The organism is Sulfitobacter sp. G5_S2_6_S6 (assembly GCF_054968505.1).
Genome location: NZ_JBQKUI010000011.1, coordinates 83,790 through 102,365, shown reverse-complemented (window position 1 = coordinate 102,365; position 18,576 = coordinate 83,790). Strand labels below are relative to the sequence as shown.

Below are 18,576 nucleotides of genomic sequence, written 5' to 3'. Positions count from 1 at the left end.
CCGCGATTGGCGGGCCTTCACCGTGGCCCAATTCGTTGACGAGGTTGACGCCTACATCCGCTGGTATAACGAAACGCGCATCAAGATGTCCCTTGGTGGCAGAAGCCCCATCGAATATCGTAAAAGCCTCGGCCTTATGCCGTGAAAACAGTCCAAATTTTTGTCCGCACCCCCGCCGGGTCAGTTCTCGGTGACAATCAACACCTCAATTGTCTCAACGGCGGCTTTCTGATGCGCGTGTAGCCCTGCCAGCACGCGGCTTTTTCCCGGATTTCGGCCCCATATCAAAATGCGCTCCAAACCCGGAAAAAGCGCAGAATATGCGCCTACCAGACTGTCCGCCACGATGCCCGACCCCACTATCAAAAGTGTCTTACTATTAGGGCGCGCCAAAAGAGACGCGCCATAAACGGAATCCGCGGCCGTTTTCCAATAGGTCACCAAGCCACTATCGACGACGGCCAGCGGCGCTCCTGTTCGATCGTCAAAGATCAGCATCGCACCCTGCAAGGAGGGCCTTTGCTGCTGCACATTGTCGGGAAAAACGGTGAAGGATTTCACCCGACGGCCCAGCACACTTCGAACAGGCCCGCGAGAACTAGGAGAAACCAAGCCATTCACCGATCCTTTGCTGCCAAAGCTTATTGGTTTGCGCGTTCGAACATGCCGAATAGGTCGCGGGGGTCGTCGGGGTCCGCGACCATATCAAGGTTGGAAAACCAAGGCGTGCCCTTGATCGCCGTCAGCACGTAACGCAATGCGCTGAAATCCTCGATCGCAAAGCCGACGCTGTCGAACAGCGTGATCTGTTTTGCGTCAGTGCGGCCCTTGGCCTTTCCAGAAATCACCTCCCACAATTCGGTCACGGGGTGGTCGTCCTCGAGCTGCTGGATTTCGCCTTCGATGCGGGTTTGCGGCGGGTATTCCACGAATATTTCGGAACGCAGCAGGATGTCGCGGTGCAATTCGGTTTTTCCCGGACAATCGCCACCAATCGCGTTGATATGCACGCCGCTTCCGACCATGTTGTCAGTAAGGATCGTGGCATTCTGCTTGTCCGCAGTACAGGTCGTGATGATCTCTGCCCCCTCCATGGCCTCTTGGCCCGATGTGCAGGACACTACTTTCAACCCGTGCCGTTTCAGGTTGGACGCACAACGCGCCGTGGCCGACGGGTCGATATCATAAAGGCGCACGGTGTCGATGCCGCAGATTGCCTTGAACGCGAGGCACTGGAATTCCGACTGCGCTCCATTCCCGATCATCGCCATGATACGTGCGCCTTTGGGTGCAAGGTGGCGCGCGGCCATTGCCGAAGAAGCGGCCGTGCGTAATGCGGTCAGCAAGGTCATTTCCGACAGGAGTTTCGGATAGCCTGTATCCACATCCGCCAGCAGGCCAAATGCGGTGACCGTCTGCAACCCCTCTTTGGTGTTCTTGGGATGGCCGTTCACATATTTGAAACCGTACATCTCTCCGTCAGATGTCGGCATCAATTCGATTACGCCCACTGCGGAATGGCTGGCGACGCGCGGTGTCTTGTCGAATAGCTCCCATCGTTTGAAGTCGGCCTCAATAGCATCGGCAAGGTCGCACAGGACTTTTTCGATTCCGATCTGATGGACAAGGCCCATCATGTTTTCGACAGACACAAAGGGGACATAGGCGAGTTCAGACGGCGATGGGGGCATTTGCTTTTTCTTTCTGGCTGAGGGCCATCACGATGCCAGAGAGCAGGATCACAGCGATTCCCGTCCAGGCGAGTGGATTGGTTGCCGTGCCCCAAAGCAGAAACGCCCAGAGGCTGGCAAAAATTAGGAACGAATACTCGAATACGGCGACCACGGCAGGGTTTCCTATCCGGTAGGCTTGGGCAATCAGTGTTACCGCGATTACAGCGCCCACGGCTTGGAACAAGGTGAGCCACAAGAAGCGAGCGCTCGGCGCAGTCCAAGGCGCGGTGATGAAGGCATCGCCGGGCCAGATCGTTACGACTGCCAACATGATCAGGCCAGCCGCGCCGATGGTGACAAATATCCCGATTGCCAAGGCAATTGCGCTTTCATCGCTGCACCAGTGACGGGTCAACATCATGCCCAGACCATAGAATAACCCGGCGGCCAGAGGCATCACGGAAAGCAGGGTCAGGTTCGCAAAGTCGGGCTGCAGCAGCATCAAAGCGCCAGCGAAACCGATGACGACGGCGAAGGCCCCGACTGGACCGATCCTGTGGCGGAACAAAAGGGCGGACAACAATACCACCCAAAGCGGCGCGCTGAACAGACCAGCCCCCGCTTGTGACACAGGCAAGGTTCCGAGTGCGGCAAAGTAGATCAATAAACCGACCGACACCGCAAGGCTGCGCCCCGCCAGCCGTGGCAGGTTGACGGGTCGTATCACACGCCCCGACATCCGCGCTGCCACCAGCAATAACGGCACGGCGAACATAGTGCGAAACACCTGAAACTGCCACAGGCCGGCCTCTTGGCTGACGGGGGCAACGAAGTTGTCTATGAAGCTTAGGACTGCTGAGGCGGCCAGCGCGAGGCCAACCGCCATAAGCGTTTTATCAGGCAGCATCGGTTGCCACATTGGATTGCATGGCCTCCAGCACCTCTTCGAGCGAACGCACTGCGCCGTGTTGCAGGTACTCGACTGCTTTAAGTGAGGCATCATGCGCCTCGCGGCTTGAGCCTGCGACGCAATCCTCGATCACGCGGCAGAAGTAATCACCCTGATGCGCATCAACAAAGGTGTAGTGTACGCATACATCGGTCAAGCCGCCCACAAGGATCAGAGTCTCCGCCTTGAGGCCCTTCAACAGGATTTCCAGATCGGTGCCGTAGAATGCGGAATAGCGGCGCTTGGAAATGCGATAATCATCCGGACGCATACCCAACTCTTCTTCGGCAAAGGCAGTCAGCGGGTTGCTGTCAAGGCAATGCACGTCCTCGTCGCCATCGGTTTCGCGGCCCATGTCGATCAGGTTGGCGCGGTGAATTTCCTGAATGAAGACCACCGGAATGCCGACCTCGCGCGCCTTGTCGATCGCCACTTTGGAACGTGCCATGCGCTCTGCGTAGTCCGGCATATGAGCGATGGCACGTTTGTCGTCGGGAATTGGCGCAAAGGTGGATTTCTGGATGTCGATGACGATCAGCGCCGCGCGCCCTTCGATCAAGTCTCGTTTTTTTGAAGTTGTCATTGTTTTGCCTCTTACAGGAAGTGATATGAGATTTTGTGGATCGAGGAGTGCGACCCGCCGGTCATGCCGCCACTCTGGCGCTGCCGGGCACCGGCGTTTCACGGGGCCGCAAGTGCCCCAGGAAGCGTTTTTCGGCCATTCGGAAAACAAAGGTGATCAGGAAAACGATTGCCATGTAGAACACCATCGCCGTCAAAAACCCCTCATAGGCCAGATAGTAACGGCCATTCAGCCAGCGCCCCACGCCCAACAGATCCTGCAAGGTGACAGTGCTGGCGATGACAGACCCGTGCAGCGTAAAGATGACTTCGTTGGAATAGGCCGGCAGGGCGCGGCGGAACGCATTGGGCAAAACCACCAACCGCATCCGGGTGAACGGTGACATACCACAAGCTTTGGCTGCTTCGACTTCACCATGGGGTGTCGCCTCAATCGCACCGCGCAGAAATTCGGTGGTATAGGCGGCGGTATTCAATGTGAAGGCGATGATCACGCACCACCACGGTTTGCTGAGGATCGGATCCCATAGGAAGCTTTCCTGCACGACGGTAAATTGCCCGAGACCGAAATAGAACAGATAGACCTGCACCAAGAGCGGCGTGCCGCAGAAAACATAGGTATAGACGCGGATTGCCGGGCTTAGGAACGGCTTGCGATAGGCGCGCGCGATGGCCAGTGGTACAGCGATCATCCCGCCCACAAGAAGAGCGAGGAATGTCAGTTGAAGCGTGACCAATGCACCATCAAAGAACCGCGGCAGGTTGTCGTAGATCAACACGAAATCAATCGGGGATCGCGTTTCGCTAAAGCTTTGGAGGTACTCGTAAAAGCTGCGTTCAGATTCCATCGTCTTACGCCTTTCTCACGCCGGCGGCGTATTTGCGGTCAACCGCTCGCAGAGCAAGGTCCGAGATACCGGTGATGATCAGATAGACAACCATGACCGCGATCATGAAGCTGAAAAGCTGGTGTGTGGAGCGACCTGCCGAAAAGGCATTCCAAACCAGATCATGAAGGCCGATCACCGAAACAAGTGCTGTGGATTTGACCAAGACTAACCAGTTATTAGTAAAACTGGGCAGGGCGAAGCGAACCATTTGAGGCCAAGTGACGATGCGGAAGATCTGGCCCGGTTTCATGCCCACAGCCATTGCCGCCTCGATTTGGCCGCGCGGGATGGCAAGAATTGCCCCCCGAAAGGTTTCCGACATATAGGCCCCGAAAATGAACCCGAGGGTCAGCACCCCAGCAAGGAACTGGTTGATTTCAACGTATCCCCAAAGCCCTGTTGAACTGCCGATCTGGTTCACCAGTGTTTGACCGCCAAAAAAAATGAGCATCATCAACACAAGGTCGGGCACGCTACGTACGAACAGGGTATAGACACTTCCCGCACGGCGGATGCTTGGTTTCGCAGACAGTTTGGCAAAGGCACCGATCAGGCCCATGATAATGGACAAAAGCAGCGACAGGACCGCAAGCGAGACTGTGACCAAAGTACCCTCGATCAGGATTTGTCTGTATTCAAAGATCACGTCCATGCGCTGAACCCGTTAGAAAAATGGAAGGGAGGTCAGGGAAACCAGATGGTCCCCCTGACTTTTGGGTTTGGCTGATCACTTGCCGTAAATATCAACGTCGAAATATTTATCGTTAATAGTCGCGTAGGTGCCGTCGGCCCGGATCGCGGCGATCGCCTCGCTCAACTCGCCGGCAAGCGGGTCGCCTTTGCGCACCGCAATGCCTGTGCCTTCGCCAAGACACTCAGGGTCATCCACATCCTCGCCATAAAAGGCAAACCCATCCCCCTGAGGTGTGTTCAGAAAGCCGTCCAATGCACCCAGCGTGTTGTTCAGTTGAAGGTCCAGCCGCCCTGTTGCGAGGTCAGCAAACACATCCTCTTGTGTGTTGTAGAGGCGCAGGTCGGCCTTCGGGAAAGCTTTCTCGACGTGGCATTGCAGGGTCGTTCCTCGCAGAACGCCAATCTTGACGCCTTCTGTGCCGTCTTCCGTCATCTCAAAGGTGGCGCCCTCTTTGGCGATAAACCGCGACGGGGTGAAATAGTATTTCTCCGAAAAATCTACCCGCTTCTTGCGGTCCTCGGTGATCGACAGAGAAGCAACAATGGCGTCGTATTTCCCAGCGATCAGTGCCGGGATCATGCCGTCCCACTCCTGCTCAACCAGCTCACATTCGCGCTCCAGCTCTGCGCAGAGGGCCATTGCCATATCGATGTCAAAGCCTGACAGAGTGCCATCAGCCCCTTTTTGCGAGAACGGAGGGTAAGCGCCCTCAACGCCGATGCGCAAAGTGTCCGCGGTAGCCATGCCAGCCACCAGTGCAACTGCCCCAACTGCGGTGGCAAGTAATGTGTTTTTGAGTGTCATATTCGTACTCCCTTGTTTTCATTATGTTTGTGAAGGCACCTTGCGCGCCCTGTGGTTACTGCCGCGTGGTCGACAGGAATTCTTTGAAACGTACGGTTTCAGGGTCACTGAACATCTGAGCGGGGGCACCCTGCTCCTCGATCAGACCTTGGTGCAGAAAAACGACCTGTGACGAGACATCTCGCGCAAAGGCCATTTCGTGAGTGACAACAACCATCGTGCGGCCTTCTTCGGCCAGCGACCGGATCACTCTCAGCACCTCCCCCACAAGCTCCGGATCAAGTGCGGAGGTCGGCTCATCGAACAACATCACTTCGGGTTTCATAGCCAGCGCGCGGGCGATGGCTGCACGTTGTTGCTGACCGCCTGAAATGTGGGCGGGGTAGTAGTTTCGGCGCTCATACATGCCAACGCGTTCCAACACCTCTTTGGCGTGTTCAATCGCTTCGGCCCGCGACTGTTTTAGAACATGGATCGGTCCTGCAATAACATTCTCCAAGACAGTCATGTGCGACCACAGGTTGAAGGATTGGAAGACCATCGCCAGCCGGGCGCGGATGCGTTCAACCTGTCGCGGATCAGTTGGGTGAGACACGCCGTGGCGATCCTTTGACATTTTGATGTCTTCACCATGGACCGTGATCAAACCGGATGTCGGCGTTTCCAATAGATTGATGCAGCGTAGGAAGGTACTCTTGCCAGAACCGGACGATCCAAGAAGAGAAATCACATCGCCTTCACAGGCCTTGAGGGAAACACCTTTGAGCACCTCATGCGATCCGAAGGATTTGTGCAGATCGGTTACGCTGAGCGAGACATTGGATTTATCGGCGGACAAGGCAGCGACCATGCGGGTTTCCGTTCTGCGTTAGGGAGCAATTCGTTGAATGAAGGCTACTCATCATCAGCCTCAAATCAAAAGCGCGTTTAACTTGCTCTCAGCGAAGGTTTTAACTACGCTGGATTAATGAAGAACACGCTCCGTCATCTGAATGCGCTTAGGGTTTTTGAGGCCGCCGCACGGCATTGTAATTTCGCTAAAGCGGCCAGTGAATTGAATGTCAGCCACAGCGTTGTCAGCCAGCACATCAAAAATCTTGAGGCATGGTTCGGAACCGATCTTTTCATCAGGCATCGCAACCGGGTCGAGCTCAGTGAAAACGGGCGGGACTTGTTGCCCCAAGTCGCGAGCGGCCTTCAAACGCTTACTGACGCCAGTGAAACCCTGTTGCGCAAAACCCGTTCTGGGGCCGTCATAGTCAGCGCAGAACCCGCCATTGCGTCCCTGTGGCTGCGCAAGCGGATCACAGAGTTTTGCAGCCTTTTTCCGCGGATCGAAGTAGATTTAAGGCCAGCGTGGAGCCCCGCGCAGATCGGCGAAGGGCATGCGGATATCGCTATTCACTTCGAAACCAGAATGCCCGGGAGCGGGATTACCAAAGACCGTCTGTTTCCCATAGATGGCTTTCCCGCCGCGTCCCCACACCTCAATGCCCAACTCACGTCTCAAAATGCCTCTGTGGACTGGAGCAGCGCAACCCTCATTCACGACAATGGCAAAGAGACATGGCACAAATGGTACGCGGCGCATGAACCGCAAAGCCTTGGCTGGAAAACTGGAAAGGTTTATTCCGACCTCTCACTCGCCATTGATGCCGCAATAGATGGTGAAGGCGTTATCCTCGCAGATAATATCTTGTGCGAGCGCGAGTTATCTTCGGGCCAGCTTGTCGCTGTAGATCAACGGGCGATAAGGTGTATCTGGTACGAAATTGGTCTGGACAAGAATACTTCAGGATCGTCCGCCCCGGCGTTCTTCAAGAATTGGTTATTGGAACAGGCTAAACATTTGCGGACCTGAATTGTTGCGAGTCTGCGCCGATCGGAAAAACGATAGGTTCAGTCCTGAACGCCAGCAACAGCCAAGACATCGCCTCAAGCCAGCCTAATTTATAAAAGCTGATGAATAGTGGCGTCGTCGAAAGTTTTGAAACGCGCTTGATTAGTATCAAGATACAGCAATCCCCCCGTTTTTCGGGGATTTGGTTGTAGAAGCTGATGGCGGCTTCGAGCCCGAAGGGACCGATGCTGCGCGACGCATGTATGACCGTTTTTCCGGATGTCGCTTTGAGGTATCGGCTTAACCATTCGACTTCGCGACCCCCGGTGTTACCCACTCGCTCAGGTTGGCTTTTGTCCGTCGGGCTTGTTTCATTGAAGCGATGTTCTTTTGGTCACAACAGCCGGTCAAAAGCCTGCTTCAGGTTGGCATCGAACCGCTGCGTCAACTCTGTACCAGGAACGATGTCGAACCCGTGGATCGCACCAGGATAGATGGTGAAATCGACCGGGACGCCATCACGGCTGAGGCGGAGTGCATAGGCCGCGTTTTCTTCCATGAACAGGTCCAGCGCGCCCACGACCATGAAACATGGTGGCAATCCCTCCAGCGTGGCGGCGTGGCTGGGTGAGAAATGCCCGACCCGGTCATCATCCAGCCCATAGTCGCCGCGCAGAGAAGTCCAGCCGAAACGGTTTGCGGCCCGGCCCCAGACGAATTCCCCGGTGGTCGGGTTGTCTACGGGTGCGGCTTGGGTACCGGTGCGATAGTCCAGCATCGGATAGATTGGGAATTGCGCCTTCACCGGGATCTGTCCGCGGTCGCGCGCCAGAAGCGCCAATGCCGCCGTCAAACCACCGCCTGCACTGGCGCCCATTATGCTGATTCGGTCAGGGTCGATGCCAAGTCGTGCCGCAGTCCGAAACACATAAGAAAGGACGTCATAGCAGTCTTCGACCGGCCCGGGGAACGGTGTTTCCGGGGCGAGCCGATATTCGACACTGGCCACAACGGCGCCAGATTTCTGCGCAAGATCATAGCAATAGGCATGATAGCTGACCGCGCTGCCCAGGATATAGCCGCCGCCATGGATATAGACGATGGCGGGCGTTGGCGTGGCGCGCAGTGTGTCGGGCCGATAGAGGAAAAAGCTGGCGGGACTGTCAGGCAGCTCAAAGCTCTCGAATACCGGATTCTCCGACCCCGGAACCGTAGTGGCATCTTGCGCCGCCCTGATATCCGGCAGGATGTCCGGCGTAAAAAGCATGGCGGGCATCGCCTGCGCCATCTCGCGATATTGCGGGTCGACCAGATGAAGTGTGCTGTCCTCAGGGTCCGCTGCCGGAGTAGAAATCTGCGCTCGCGCGCTTCCGGGCTTCAATGCAAGTGCTGCAGTACTGGCAATACCTGCTGCCAGGAACGCTCGACGGGTAGGAATGAGGGGCATGGGGTGTTCCATTCTTTAAGGGAGATAATTCAATTCTGGCGACCAAAGTTTTTAGTGTTGATGCACGCCACCCGTTGGTTGGCGCGTCTCGGCGCTGCTACAGGTCTTTTGGCACCACCTGGTCTGAGATGAACTGGGACATCTCCTGTTCTGACAGCGACTTCTTCATCTGCAGAAACGATTCCGCATCACGGCCGCAAACATTGTGGGTGGGCGTATCTTCGGTCGCGCATTCATAGACTTTTTCGGCCACCTCACGCGGGTCAGATGGCTCACCACCCTGTCGAGCCATCTGGGTCACGGCATCGTTCATTTTCGTAGCGAGTTTGGCCGAATAAGCCCTTATGTGGTCGTCACCGTTTGCCAGTATCCCTTCGTCCATCGACGTATAGAGGTTCGTCTCGTATGATCCGGGGGCAATGGCCTTCACAGAGATGTTGAACGGCGCGTATTCAAGCGCCAGAGCCTCGGTCAGGCCCTCTACGGCGAATTTCGCGGAGCTGTATACGGAAGCAAACGGAAAAGCGATCAAGGCCGCGAGCGACGAGATGTTAATTATCGTCCCCTCGCGCTGCCGCCGCATGACGGGAAGGACCGCTTTCGTCACGCGCATCAGGCCAAACACATTGGTGTCAAAAAGGCCGTGGATTGAGCCCTCATCCCATTGCTCGAAAACCCCAACACCGGATATCCCTGCGTTGTTGACCAGAACGTCAATCCGTCCGAAGGCATCAAGGCTCTTGTCGACGACCTCCTTGATGCTCTGCGGATCGGTCACATCGAGCCGGCACAGAAGCGTGTTTTCCAACTCACCCAGATCGGCCTCCTTCTCGGGAGAGCGCATCGTTGCAACGACATTCCAGCCTTTGGATTGAAACAGCTTCGCGGACTGCTTGCCAAAGCCGGAGCTGCATCCGGTGATGAGGACTGTTTTGCTGTTCATCTTGTTATCCTAAGTTTCAGGCATTCGGTGCCAATGGATGTCAACTGAGGAGGTTCTCGTGTTCGGGATCTGTTTTTGCGGACGGGCTGCGGAGCCGGGCATGGTGCCCATCCGGCCCTCATGAGCCCGCGCCTTTGGGAGGAAAGCCTGCCAAGTGCTTGGTCCCTGGAAGGGCCGGATCAATCTGGCCCGCCAAAGAAAACGTCGTTGGCGTGCATTGTATCCATGTATTCCTTCCATTCCTGGACCTTGCCGTCCCGGATCACCATCAGGATATGGAAATGGTTGTTATAGATCTTGCCGCTGACATGCTTGCCCAATGACACGGCCTCAACCGCAACACGCTCACCTTCCGCTGTCAGTGCCTTGGGCGTAAGACTCATGCCCTCCGGAAAGAACGCCTTGGTTCGCCCTCCCGAGGCCAGAACGAACGCCTTGCCGTGATTTCCAGAGATCGGCATTGATCCCGCCACCCAGACCTTTGCATCCTCAGCAAAGGCTTCTTCGACGAACGTCCAGTCGCCAGCGCCGATTGCTTGGATGACCTTATTCGCAAGGGCCTTGTTCTCTTGGGTATCCATAGTGTTTCTCCTTTGCGATCCTTGATCGCGTCTTGTTAGGCCAGTTTGGCCAGGGTGTTGATTTCGGCTGAGCCGAGGCGGATTCTTGCAGGCTGTTCTGCGTTCTTTCCCAGAACCGCAGCGATGAACGCGCGTCCTATTTCTTCCGTTGATGTTGCCATCCCGAACGGGCGCATCAGCGGTGCCAGCCAGGCCGCCAGGCCGTACACTGGAACGTTGTGTTTGATGCCCCGCCGGGGCGCGATCGTACCCGGCCGAAAGATCAGCGCCTGCTTGAAGCCCATACCCAGAACGGCGTTTTCGGCCTGCCCTTTGACACGGGCCCAAAGCTGCCGAGAGGTCTCGGTTTCGTCGGCACCTGCGCCGGACCCGAAGACGAAGCAGCATTGCGGACTTTGCTTGTGCAAGGCTCGGGCAGCGGCGGCGACGTAATCATGCTCCACCCGGATATAGGCTTGCTCATCAGCGCCGGAACTGGGTGTTCCGACCGCCCAGAAGCATCCGTCGATGTCGTGCATGTCACTGGCAATCGTCGCGAAGTCCAGGAAATCACGATGAATGATCTCTCGCAGCTTCGGGTGCGATCTTCCTGTCGGGCGTCTGACAATGCAGAGGACCTCGCCGATTTCCGGATGATCCAGACATTCGAGAAGGGCACCGGCACCCACTGTGCCAGTGGCACCAAAGATCAGGACGCACTTTTTCATAGCAGCACCGCTTCTCCGGACGCAGGCTCATCTGCCGGGAGCCAGTTTTTCAGGGCTCGTTCCGTGATCCGGGAGAGCTGCTTCCTCTGCGACGCATTCTGCGCTTCGGGATGCGCCGGGCGGACAGTGTCTTCGACAAGATAGGCCCCGGTGATGCCGTCAAATTCGGAAGAGGCCGCAAGGCGCACAATCCTGTCGGCCCCCACCTCGGTGGGTGAGGCTGCGACACGTATGACGTATCCCATGATCCGGTCGGCTCCGGTCAGGTCTCGCAGCAGGTTGGACCGGATATTGCCGGGATGCAGGTAATTCACGGTAACGCCCTTGCTCTCAAGCTCTTGCGCCAGATCGATCATGAACATCGACCCCGAAAGTTTGGATTCCACATAAGCCTCGCTCGTGGCGAAGTCTGGCTTGGCGGCGATCTCGTCCATGTTGATCCGGTCGAGAAAGGCCAGATTGGTTACCAGATAGACGATACGCGCCGGAGCCGAGGCAGTGATCCGGTCGGCCAGCAACCGGGTCAACAGGATCGGCGCCAGATAGTTTACCGCCCAATTCATCTCGAACCCATCCTCGGTGAAGGTCGGCCTGGTTGCGTTGACCCCTGCGCCATTGATCAGAACGTCGATCCGATCATGCGCGGCGAGTATCCGTTCGGCACAGGCTTTGACGCTGTCCATCGAGGCCAGATCGCAGACCTGAAAACTGACGGTTCCTGCGCCGCCTGTCGCCGCCAGTTCCCGTATCACGCGATCACCCACGGCCTGCCTGCGCCCCAGAAGGACAAGGTTCGCCCCCATGTCACATAGCATCCCGGCGGCTACGCGACCTATACCGTCTGTGCCGCCGGTCATAACGATGGTCTTGCCCGTCAGATCACGGTCGGCTTGGGGAATTGCGTGGCGTGGATCGGGCGTCCGGCGCTGCGGCCGGAACAGGTTGATCGTGATGCGGGTGCGGTCGCTGATCAGGGGCATGTCAGTCTCAATTTCCGAGGCTTTTCTTGAAGAATGCGCTCAGCGCGTCGGCGCCCTGCACCACGAGGTCTGGCGTGTCGTAGGTGCGCAGATGGCTGCCGCCTTCAAGGACCACCATCTCGGCCGCGCCTTGCGTTTTGGCTGCGATAAAGCGTTCGGTGAACGGTTTGGTGAAGGCCTGTTCACCCACGATGCCCAGATACGGACAGGTGATCTGACCGGCGTAGTCCAGCCCGTGCGAGCGCGCGAGTTGCTGATACGAAAACGGCACCATGTGGTTGCTGTAGTTTGGCCATTCGGCGGCCACCCGGCAAAAGTAGTAATCATACTGCTCGGCCAGGAACGGATCGGCCCCGGCTGGGGGCACTTCGGTCATGTCAGGGATGAGCATGTCATCCGGCTCGGCCTCACCTGTCTCGAAATAGCGCTGCCGCGCCGTGTTGGACCTGTCATACATGACACGCTTCTGTTCGTCGGTCGCAAGCGGGTTCGAGACCAACGCCTCACGCAGGCTGAAATGACCGCTGACTGTGCCAAAGGCCTTGACCCGCCGGTCGCCTTGCAGGGCGTCGGCAGTGTAGGACGCGCCCGCGCAGATCCCCAATGCACCCACGCTCCCCACGTTTTCATGAGCGCATAGGAAGCAAATCGCGTTCTGGATGTCCTCGGTCTTGGAATTCGGGTCTTCGTATTGACGCGGCTGCCCGCCGCTTTCCCCGAAGGTCCGGTGATCGAAGGCGAGCGCGATCAGACCCCGTTCGGCCAGCGCGTTGGCGAAGACGCCCTGTGATTGCTCCTTGACGGTCGCCATCGGGCCAGCAACGGCGATCGTGGGGTATTTCTGACCGGCGTCGAAATTTTCGGGGAGGTAGAGATGTCCCCGAATGACCTCTCCATGGCTTTTGAAACTCACGTTCTGTCGCATGTCGTGCCCCCCTGTCGAATGGACATTTTTCGTATGATTGTCTATATTGACATTATTCGTCCAAATGTCAATATGCGCAGCATGACCGACAGAGATAAGTATATCCTCGACGCTGCGGTGCGCCTGTTCTCGCGTTATGGCGTCAAGCGCACCAGCATGGGCGACCTGGCTGAAGAGGCCGGGGTGGCGCGCCAGACGCTCTACAATGCCTACAAGAACAAGGATGACGTTCTGAGGGCTCTGATCCGCTACCACACAGATATGGCGATCGACGAGATCGAGGCCGGACTGGATGGCGTCCAGGCTCTTGGCGACCAACTCGACATTATCTTCAACAGGATGTCCGTCGCTGGCTTCGACCTGGTTCAAGCCACACCGAATGCCCAAGACATCATCGAAGGGTTCAACGCAATCGGTCAGAGGGAATTGGAGGCCTCGGCTGAAAAATTCCGAGCTGTGATTGAAAGGATCCTGTCACCTCACGAAGCCGCATTATTGCGCTCGGGGCTGACCGCCATTGGTCTCTCTGACTTTGTTCAGCGTTCCGCCAAAGCAGCCAGCAGCGATGCACGTGACAGAGACCATTTGATCGGTCAACTCAACACCCTCAAAACCCTCTGCCAGGTGGCAACTGCAACTGATGCAGCATCGTTAAATACTATGGTTTAAGAAAGCGCTATTTGACGGTCTTGGGCATTTAACGCACTTGCAGCGAAAGGCAGCTTTGGTCCGCACACCGGACATCTATGCATGCTATAGCGAAGGGCCCTCACCGCCCAATTGTTGCTCACCACCTGATTGGTCCAGCGTTCTTTGACGACAGGTGACTTCACCGTCGGGCTGAATTACCCTCTTCCTTCGCGACCGAAACAAGAAATAGAGGCTCTTCGTGAACACGCGCTTTTTAGAGACATTCGTCACAGTCGCCAACTTGGGCAGTTTCCGAGCGGCGGCCGAGCAATTGAATGTGAGCCAAGCGACGGTCTCCAGCCGGATTTCGTCGCTGGAGACGGACCTCCAGGTCGACCTGTTTGACCGTGAGTTTCACGCCACCCGGATCACCGTGGCTGGGGCCATGATTCTTGAAACAGCGCAAGAGATGCTCGCGACGGAGCGCAATCTGCGCGCCACCTTGTCCGATCCGACCACCGCCGTGGGGCGGGTGCGTCTGGGGCTGGTATCTTCGGTCGTTCATACTTGGCTTTGCGATCTGATCGAAGAGGTGGCGCGCTGCTATCCCCGGCTAGAGCTTGAACTGACGGTTGAGCCAACGCCGAACATCGCGGCCGCCTTTGAACGCGGTGCTTTGGATATGTTGCTGACGACAGATGACCGCCATGATCAAACCTGTGTCTGCGCCGACTTGCCGCCACTGGCCATGGGCTGGTTCGGGCCAGAGGGGATGCGCGAGGAAAAACTCTCCCTCGCTGATGTTGTCACCAGCCCGCTGATCACCTTCACCCGCAATTCGCGCCCCCATGCCAATGTACTCGCGCTTTTCAGCGATCGCGGCCTGCGGCCTTCGATCGTACATTGTATCACATCAATGGCCGCGATTGCCCGTTTGACACAGCGCGGACTTGGGATTGCGACCATGCCACTGGCCTGTGATTTGGCCGGGCCAGGTATTTACGAGCTTGATGTCGATGCGGAACTGCCGCCGCTGCCGCTGTATTGCATTTGGCGGCGCAGTTCCGATGTGGCCACTTACAAGGCAATCGCCGATCTTGCGCGGGACTGTGCAGAGCGTCATCAGCGCCAAACCTGACGCGGTGTGAACCGGCCTGATCGGAAAACCCTATCACCCCCCCCTGAATAATCCCGTTTGTCGTTGGGCCCCATCTCGGCAAGGGTGCCCCAACAACAATCGACAGAGCTTGACCGCACCTCGACGGAGGCGGGCCGTGCCCCGCCACGTGACGGGAAAGCTATGTCCAAGATCAGGATGCAGAATGAGCAATATCCGTACAACCGATCAGGCACAGCTTTTCGTCTGGAGCGATATCGACCCAGATCATGAAGCAGATTTCAACCAGTGGTATGACAGAGAGCATATGGAGGAGCGCGTTCGCATTCCGGGCTTCACCGGTGCGCGGCGCTATCGTGCGGTATCCGGCTCGGCCCGGCGATACCTTGCGCTTTACCGCGCCAGCAGCCTTGCCGATTTCACCTCCGACGCCTACCGCAAAGCCTTTACTAAACAGACCCAGTGGTCGATCACCAACTTCGGTCGGATGTCCAACACCCGCCGCCGGGTGATGCAGGTCGCGCAAGAGGGCGGCTTTGGCTGGGGCGGCGCACTGGTGCTGATCGAACTGGTGCCGAATGCAATGGATACCGACGCCGTCAGCACCGTGCTTGGCAAGTTGATGGCCGAGGAAGGCGTGCTGCGCGTGCATCATATGATCCCCGACGAAACCCTTTCGACCCCGCTGCCGTCCGAAACCATCGAAGGGCGCGTTCTGGCCCCTTGCATCGCGATAGATGTGACGTCAGAGCCTATCGCCGAAGCGACCCTGCGCCAACTGACCGAGCAATTGGGCGGCGCGGTACGCGAGGCCGAAACCTTCCGCCTGATGTGGTCATTGGATGCGCAGGACCTGCCCGCATTAGAAGACTGAGTGAACCACCCTGCCCTGCCACAACGGCAGGGCAAGAACAACAAACCACCCCAACAGGAGATACCTCACATGAAACACCTTCTCATCGGAACTGCGATCGCAGCCCTGACGGCCGGTCTGGCCCATGCTGAAACGTGGAAAATGTCAGCGGACGCACCAGACGGCAACTATCTGACGCAGAACATCCGCGCCTTCGCCGATGACGTGGCCCGCCTGTCGGATGGCGCGCTGGAAATCGACGTTGTGTCGAACTCTGTCCTGCTCAAGCGCCCCGAACTGAAGCGCGGCGTCCAGCGCGGCATCGTTCCCATCGGCGAAGTCCTGATCTCGGCCCTTGGCAACGAAGACGCCGTTTACTCTGCCGATGCCGTGCCGCTTTTGGCGACCACATTTGACGAGGCCCGCGCGCTTTGGGAAGCCTCCCGCCCCATCTACGAAGAAAAACTGGCCGAAGATGGACTGGTTCTGCTGTTCGCTGCCCCTTGGCCACCGCAAGGCGTCTACATGAACCAAGAGGTGACCAACGCCTCCTCCTTCGACGGGGTCAAATTCCGCGCCTATAACCCATCGACCGCGCGCCTGGCCGAGCTTTTGGGTGCCGTTCCCGCCACCATCGCCACCTCCGAGATCAGCCAAGCCTTCTCGACCGGGGTCATCAACGGTATGATCACCTCGCCGTCGACGGGTGTGGACAGCCAAGCGTGGGATTTCGTGTCGCATTACTATGACGTTCAGGCCTTCCTGCCCAAGAACATGGTGATCGTGAACAAAGGGGTCTACGACGGTCTGTCTGACGAGGTGAAAACCGCGCTGCAAGAAGCGGCTGAACTGGCGGAAACCCGTGGCTTTGAGATGGCCGAAGTGGCCACTACCGAAGCGACAAATACAATGGCTGACAATGGCATGAACGTGCTGCCGACCCCCGAAGGACTGGCCGCCGACTTCGAGACGATTGCCGCGACCATGCGTGCAGAATGGCTGGAACAGGCAGGTGAAGACGGTCAAAAGATCGTCGATGCGTTGAACTGATCCAAGCAGGCTCGGGCTGTCAAACGCCCGGGCCTTTATGCAAACAGCTAGGGGTGTCCCTACCCCGCCCGCCCCACCAATCCGGAGCCCCCGCCATGTTGCTAACCCGCCATTTATTCAACTTTTGCGGAGTCTTGGCCGCGCTGTCCCTTCTGGGGATCGCGGCCCTGATCCTGTCGCAAATCGGCCTTCGCCTGATGGGAAGTCAAATCCCGTCGGCTGATGATTTCGCGGCATGGGGGTTAAGCGCTTCGATTTTCCTTGCGCTGCCGGCGACCCTGATACGGGGCGATCATATCCGCGTCACCTCGCTACGCCAGCTGATGCCGGATCGTCTGGGACATATCGCTGACATTCTGGCCGCTGCCTTTGCCACTGCGATGATGGGCTGGGTCGCTTGGGCGATCTTTGGCTATGTCCACGAAAGCTGGACCTACAACGAAGTCAGCCAAGGTGTGGTGGCCGTTCCGCTTTGGTGGCCTCAATCTGCGATGGTTTTGGGGTCGGTGCTCTTTGCTCTAGCCTTTGCCGAGCGCACGCTGCGCCTCATCCTCGGCCTACCGGTCGAGAGCGACGATACAAACGAACAAGGTCGGGGCGAATAATCATGGATATTTTTCTGCAATCCGCCGTTCTGGTCGTGTCTCTGCTCGTCCTTTTGGGCTTGGGCATCTGGGTTGGCGTGGCACTGATGGCGTCGGGCGTCGTGATCTTCATGATGTTCACCTCGACGCCGGTCGATGCGATCCTCGGCACCACGATGTGGGCGCATTCCGCCAGCTGGACGCTAACGGCGCTGCCGCTCTTCATCTGGATGGGCGAAATTCTCTACCGCACCCGTCTGGCCGAAGACCTATTTTCCGGTCTCGCCCCTTGGGTCGGGCGGCTGCCCGGTGGGTTGGCGCATGTCAACGTTGCGGGCTGCGGGATCTTTGCCGCTGTGTCGGGATCATCGGCAGCCACCACCGCCACCGTTGGCCGCATTTCCCTGCCCGAACTGAAATCGCGCGGCTATGCCGACCGTCTCGCCATCGGCTCTTTGGCTGGATCGGGCACACTTGGCCTGTTGATCCCGCCGTCGATCGTGATGATCGTCTACGGCGTCGCGGCCCAAGTGTCCGTGAACCGTCTGTTCATTGCGGGCGTGGTGCCGGGGCTGATGCTCATGGCGCTGTTCTCGGGCTATATCGCCATCTGGGCAAAAATGAACCCCGATGGCGTGCCCGCCCCCGAACCCCGTCTACCGATCGCTGAGCGCCTGCACCGCCTGCGGATGCTGCTGCCGGTGGTCGGTTTGATCATCGGGGTCATCGGGTCGATCTATGCCGGGGTCGCCACCGCGACCGAAGCCGCCGCCATCGGTGTGGCCGGGGCGCTCATCATCGCGGCCTTTGGCCGGTCACTGAACCGCGACAGTTTCATCGCCTCGCTTTTGGGGGCCACCCGCACCTCTGCCATGATCGGCCTGATCCTGCTTGGCGCGGCCTTTCTCACTTCGGCCATGAGCTTCTCCGGCTTGCCCGGGCAACTGGCCGAAATCATCTCTGCCAGTGGGTTGGGCGCACCGGGGTTGATTGCTGTGCTGACGGTGTTCTTCGTGTTGCTTGGCTGTTTCCTAGACGGAATCTCCATCGTGGTGCTCACGACCTCGGTTGTGATGCCCGCCGTGGCTGCCGTTGGGATCGATCCGGTATGGTTCGGGATCTATCTGATCATCGTCGTCGAAATGGCGCAGATCACGCCGCCGCTGGGGTTCAACCTGTTCGTGATCCAGAACCTGACAGGCAAGTCGATCTTCGAGATCACTCGTATGATCGTCCCCTACTTCTTGATCCTTGTGCTGGCCGTGATCCTGCTGACGGCTTTCCCCGGCATCGCGACATGGCTTGTAGAGCAAACGATTTAAAGGCT

General features: G+C 57.7%; 22 protein-coding genes. 8 read left to right on the top strand and 14 right to left on the bottom strand.

Translation table 11 applies throughout. From position 1 onward, the window contains the following. Positions 1 to 145 (top strand): IS3 family transposase (locus tag ACTRWK_RS15635; protein WP_462844043.1); only part of this gene is annotated, 145 nt, incomplete at its 5' end. A gap of 35 nt (positions 146 to 180) precedes the next feature. Here ACTRWK_RS15635 and ACTRWK_RS15630 read toward each other — a convergent pair. The 8 genes from ACTRWK_RS15630 to ACTRWK_RS15595 all read right to left on the bottom strand — a co-directional run bounded on the left by ACTRWK_RS15630 (position 181) and on the right by ACTRWK_RS15595 (position 6,442). Further along, entirely contained in the window at positions 181 to 561 is a 381-nt protein-coding gene (locus ACTRWK_RS15630) for a hypothetical protein (protein ID WP_289081831.1), read from the bottom strand. An 80-nt stretch (positions 562 to 641) separates the two neighbouring features. After that, positions 642 to 1,691: an ornithine cyclodeaminase gene (locus tag ACTRWK_RS15625; RefSeq protein WP_180829640.1), complete on the bottom strand. Its 1,050-nt coding sequence runs from the start codon at positions 1,689 to 1,691 to the stop codon at positions 642 to 644. Continuing rightward, on the bottom strand, positions 1,672 to 2,580 hold the full coding sequence (locus ACTRWK_RS15620) for a DMT family transporter (RefSeq protein WP_289081832.1): 909 nt from the start codon (positions 2,578 to 2,580) through the stop codon (positions 1,672 to 1,674). The genes ACTRWK_RS15625 and ACTRWK_RS15620 overlap by 20 nt, the downstream gene beginning before the upstream one ends. Next, positions 2,570 to 3,205 (bottom strand): cysteine hydrolase family protein, encoded by a 636-nt coding sequence (locus tag ACTRWK_RS15615; protein ID WP_037942125.1) that lies wholly within the window; start codon positions 3,203 to 3,205, stop codon positions 2,570 to 2,572. The genes ACTRWK_RS15620 and ACTRWK_RS15615 overlap by 11 nt, the downstream gene beginning before the upstream one ends. A 61-nt stretch (positions 3,206 to 3,266) precedes the next feature. Next, complete coding sequence (locus ACTRWK_RS15610; protein ID WP_289081833.1) at positions 3,267 to 4,052, bottom strand: ABC transporter permease; 786 nt, start codon at positions 4,050 to 4,052, stop codon at positions 3,267 to 3,269. Between the two features lie 4 nt (positions 4,053 to 4,056). Then, positions 4,057 to 4,746, bottom strand: coding sequence for an ABC transporter permease (locus tag ACTRWK_RS15605; RefSeq protein WP_289081834.1), 690 nt, complete (start codon positions 4,744 to 4,746; stop codon positions 4,057 to 4,059). A 75-nt stretch (positions 4,747 to 4,821) separates the two neighbouring features. Beyond that, positions 4,822 to 5,592 carry a transporter substrate-binding domain-containing protein gene (locus ACTRWK_RS15600; protein WP_037942129.1) on the bottom strand — a complete coding sequence of 257 codons (771 nt, stop codon included), beginning with the start codon at positions 5,590 to 5,592 and terminating at the stop codon, positions 4,822 to 4,824. Between the two features lie 55 nt (positions 5,593 to 5,647). Beyond that, positions 5,648 to 6,442 carry an ABC transporter ATP-binding protein gene (locus tag ACTRWK_RS15595; RefSeq protein WP_051843845.1) on the bottom strand — a complete coding sequence of 265 codons (795 nt, stop codon included), beginning with the start codon at positions 6,440 to 6,442 and terminating at the stop codon, positions 5,648 to 5,650. 117 nt (positions 6,443 to 6,559) lie between these two features. Between ACTRWK_RS15595 and ACTRWK_RS15590 the strand changes: the two genes are divergently transcribed. Continuing rightward, a complete protein-coding gene (locus ACTRWK_RS15590; protein WP_037942131.1) occupies positions 6,560 to 7,453 on the top strand; it encodes a LysR family transcriptional regulator in 894 nt (297 codons plus the stop codon). A gap of 373 nt (positions 7,454 to 7,826) precedes the next feature. On the opposite strand, the gene ACTRWK_RS15585 is transcribed toward ACTRWK_RS15590, so the two are convergent. The 6 genes from ACTRWK_RS15585 to ACTRWK_RS15560 form a co-directional block, all read right to left on the bottom strand. Continuing rightward, positions 7,827 to 8,879, bottom strand: a complete 1,053-nt coding sequence (locus ACTRWK_RS15585; protein ID WP_200875462.1) for an alpha/beta hydrolase — start codon at positions 8,877 to 8,879, stop codon at positions 7,827 to 7,829. A gap of 97 nt (positions 8,880 to 8,976) precedes the next feature. After that, positions 8,977 to 9,822, bottom strand: coding sequence for an SDR family oxidoreductase (locus tag ACTRWK_RS15580; RefSeq protein WP_037942134.1), 846 nt, complete (start codon positions 9,820 to 9,822; stop codon positions 8,977 to 8,979). Positions 9,823 to 10,001: 179 nt separating this feature from the next. After that, entirely contained in the window at positions 10,002 to 10,403 is a 402-nt protein-coding gene (locus tag ACTRWK_RS15575; protein WP_180829630.1) for a nuclear transport factor 2 family protein, read from the bottom strand. A 35-nt stretch (positions 10,404 to 10,438) separates the two neighbouring features. Further along, positions 10,439 to 11,110, bottom strand: a complete 672-nt coding sequence (locus tag ACTRWK_RS15570; RefSeq protein ID WP_037942137.1) for a Rossmann-fold NAD(P)-binding domain-containing protein — start codon at positions 11,108 to 11,110, stop codon at positions 10,439 to 10,441. After that, positions 11,107 to 12,090, bottom strand: a complete 984-nt coding sequence (locus ACTRWK_RS15565; protein ID WP_051843848.1) for an SDR family NAD(P)-dependent oxidoreductase — start codon at positions 12,088 to 12,090, stop codon at positions 11,107 to 11,109. The genes ACTRWK_RS15570 and ACTRWK_RS15565 overlap by 4 nt, the downstream gene beginning before the upstream one ends. A 7-nt stretch (positions 12,091 to 12,097) precedes the next feature. Further along, positions 12,098 to 13,015: an alpha/beta hydrolase gene (locus tag ACTRWK_RS15560; RefSeq protein WP_037942138.1), complete on the bottom strand. Its 918-nt coding sequence runs from the start codon at positions 13,013 to 13,015 to the stop codon at positions 12,098 to 12,100. Between the two features lie 33 nt (positions 13,016 to 13,048). Here ACTRWK_RS15560 and ACTRWK_RS15555 point away from each other — a divergent pair, with 33 nt between their 5' ends. The 6 genes from ACTRWK_RS15555 (at position 13,049) to ACTRWK_RS15530 (ending at position 18,571) form a co-directional block, all read left to right on the top strand. After that, positions 13,049 to 13,684 carry a TetR/AcrR family transcriptional regulator gene (locus tag ACTRWK_RS15555; protein ID WP_235183706.1) on the top strand — a complete coding sequence of 212 codons (636 nt, stop codon included), beginning with the start codon at positions 13,049 to 13,051 and terminating at the stop codon, positions 13,682 to 13,684. A 220-nt stretch (positions 13,685 to 13,904) separates the two neighbouring features. Then, positions 13,905 to 14,783, top strand: coding sequence for a LysR family transcriptional regulator (locus ACTRWK_RS15550; protein ID WP_051843849.1), 879 nt, complete (start codon positions 13,905 to 13,907; stop codon positions 14,781 to 14,783). 184 nt (positions 14,784 to 14,967) lie between these two features. After that, on the top strand, positions 14,968 to 15,636 hold the full coding sequence (locus ACTRWK_RS15545) for a DUF4286 family protein (protein WP_037942140.1): 669 nt from the start codon (positions 14,968 to 14,970) through the stop codon (positions 15,634 to 15,636). 69 nt (positions 15,637 to 15,705) lie between these two features. Then, a complete protein-coding gene (locus tag ACTRWK_RS15540; protein ID WP_037942142.1) occupies positions 15,706 to 16,665 on the top strand; it encodes a TRAP transporter substrate-binding protein in 960 nt (319 codons plus the stop codon). A 95-nt stretch (positions 16,666 to 16,760) separates the two neighbouring features. Then, positions 16,761 to 17,270: a TRAP transporter small permease gene (locus tag ACTRWK_RS15535; RefSeq protein WP_051843852.1), complete on the top strand. Its 510-nt coding sequence runs from the start codon at positions 16,761 to 16,763 to the stop codon at positions 17,268 to 17,270. A 2-nt stretch (positions 17,271 to 17,272) separates the two neighbouring features. Then, positions 17,273 to 18,571: a TRAP transporter large permease gene (locus ACTRWK_RS15530; RefSeq protein ID WP_005848388.1), complete on the top strand. Its 1,299-nt coding sequence runs from the start codon at positions 17,273 to 17,275 to the stop codon at positions 18,569 to 18,571. Positions 18,572 to 18,576: the final 5 nt, after the last annotated feature.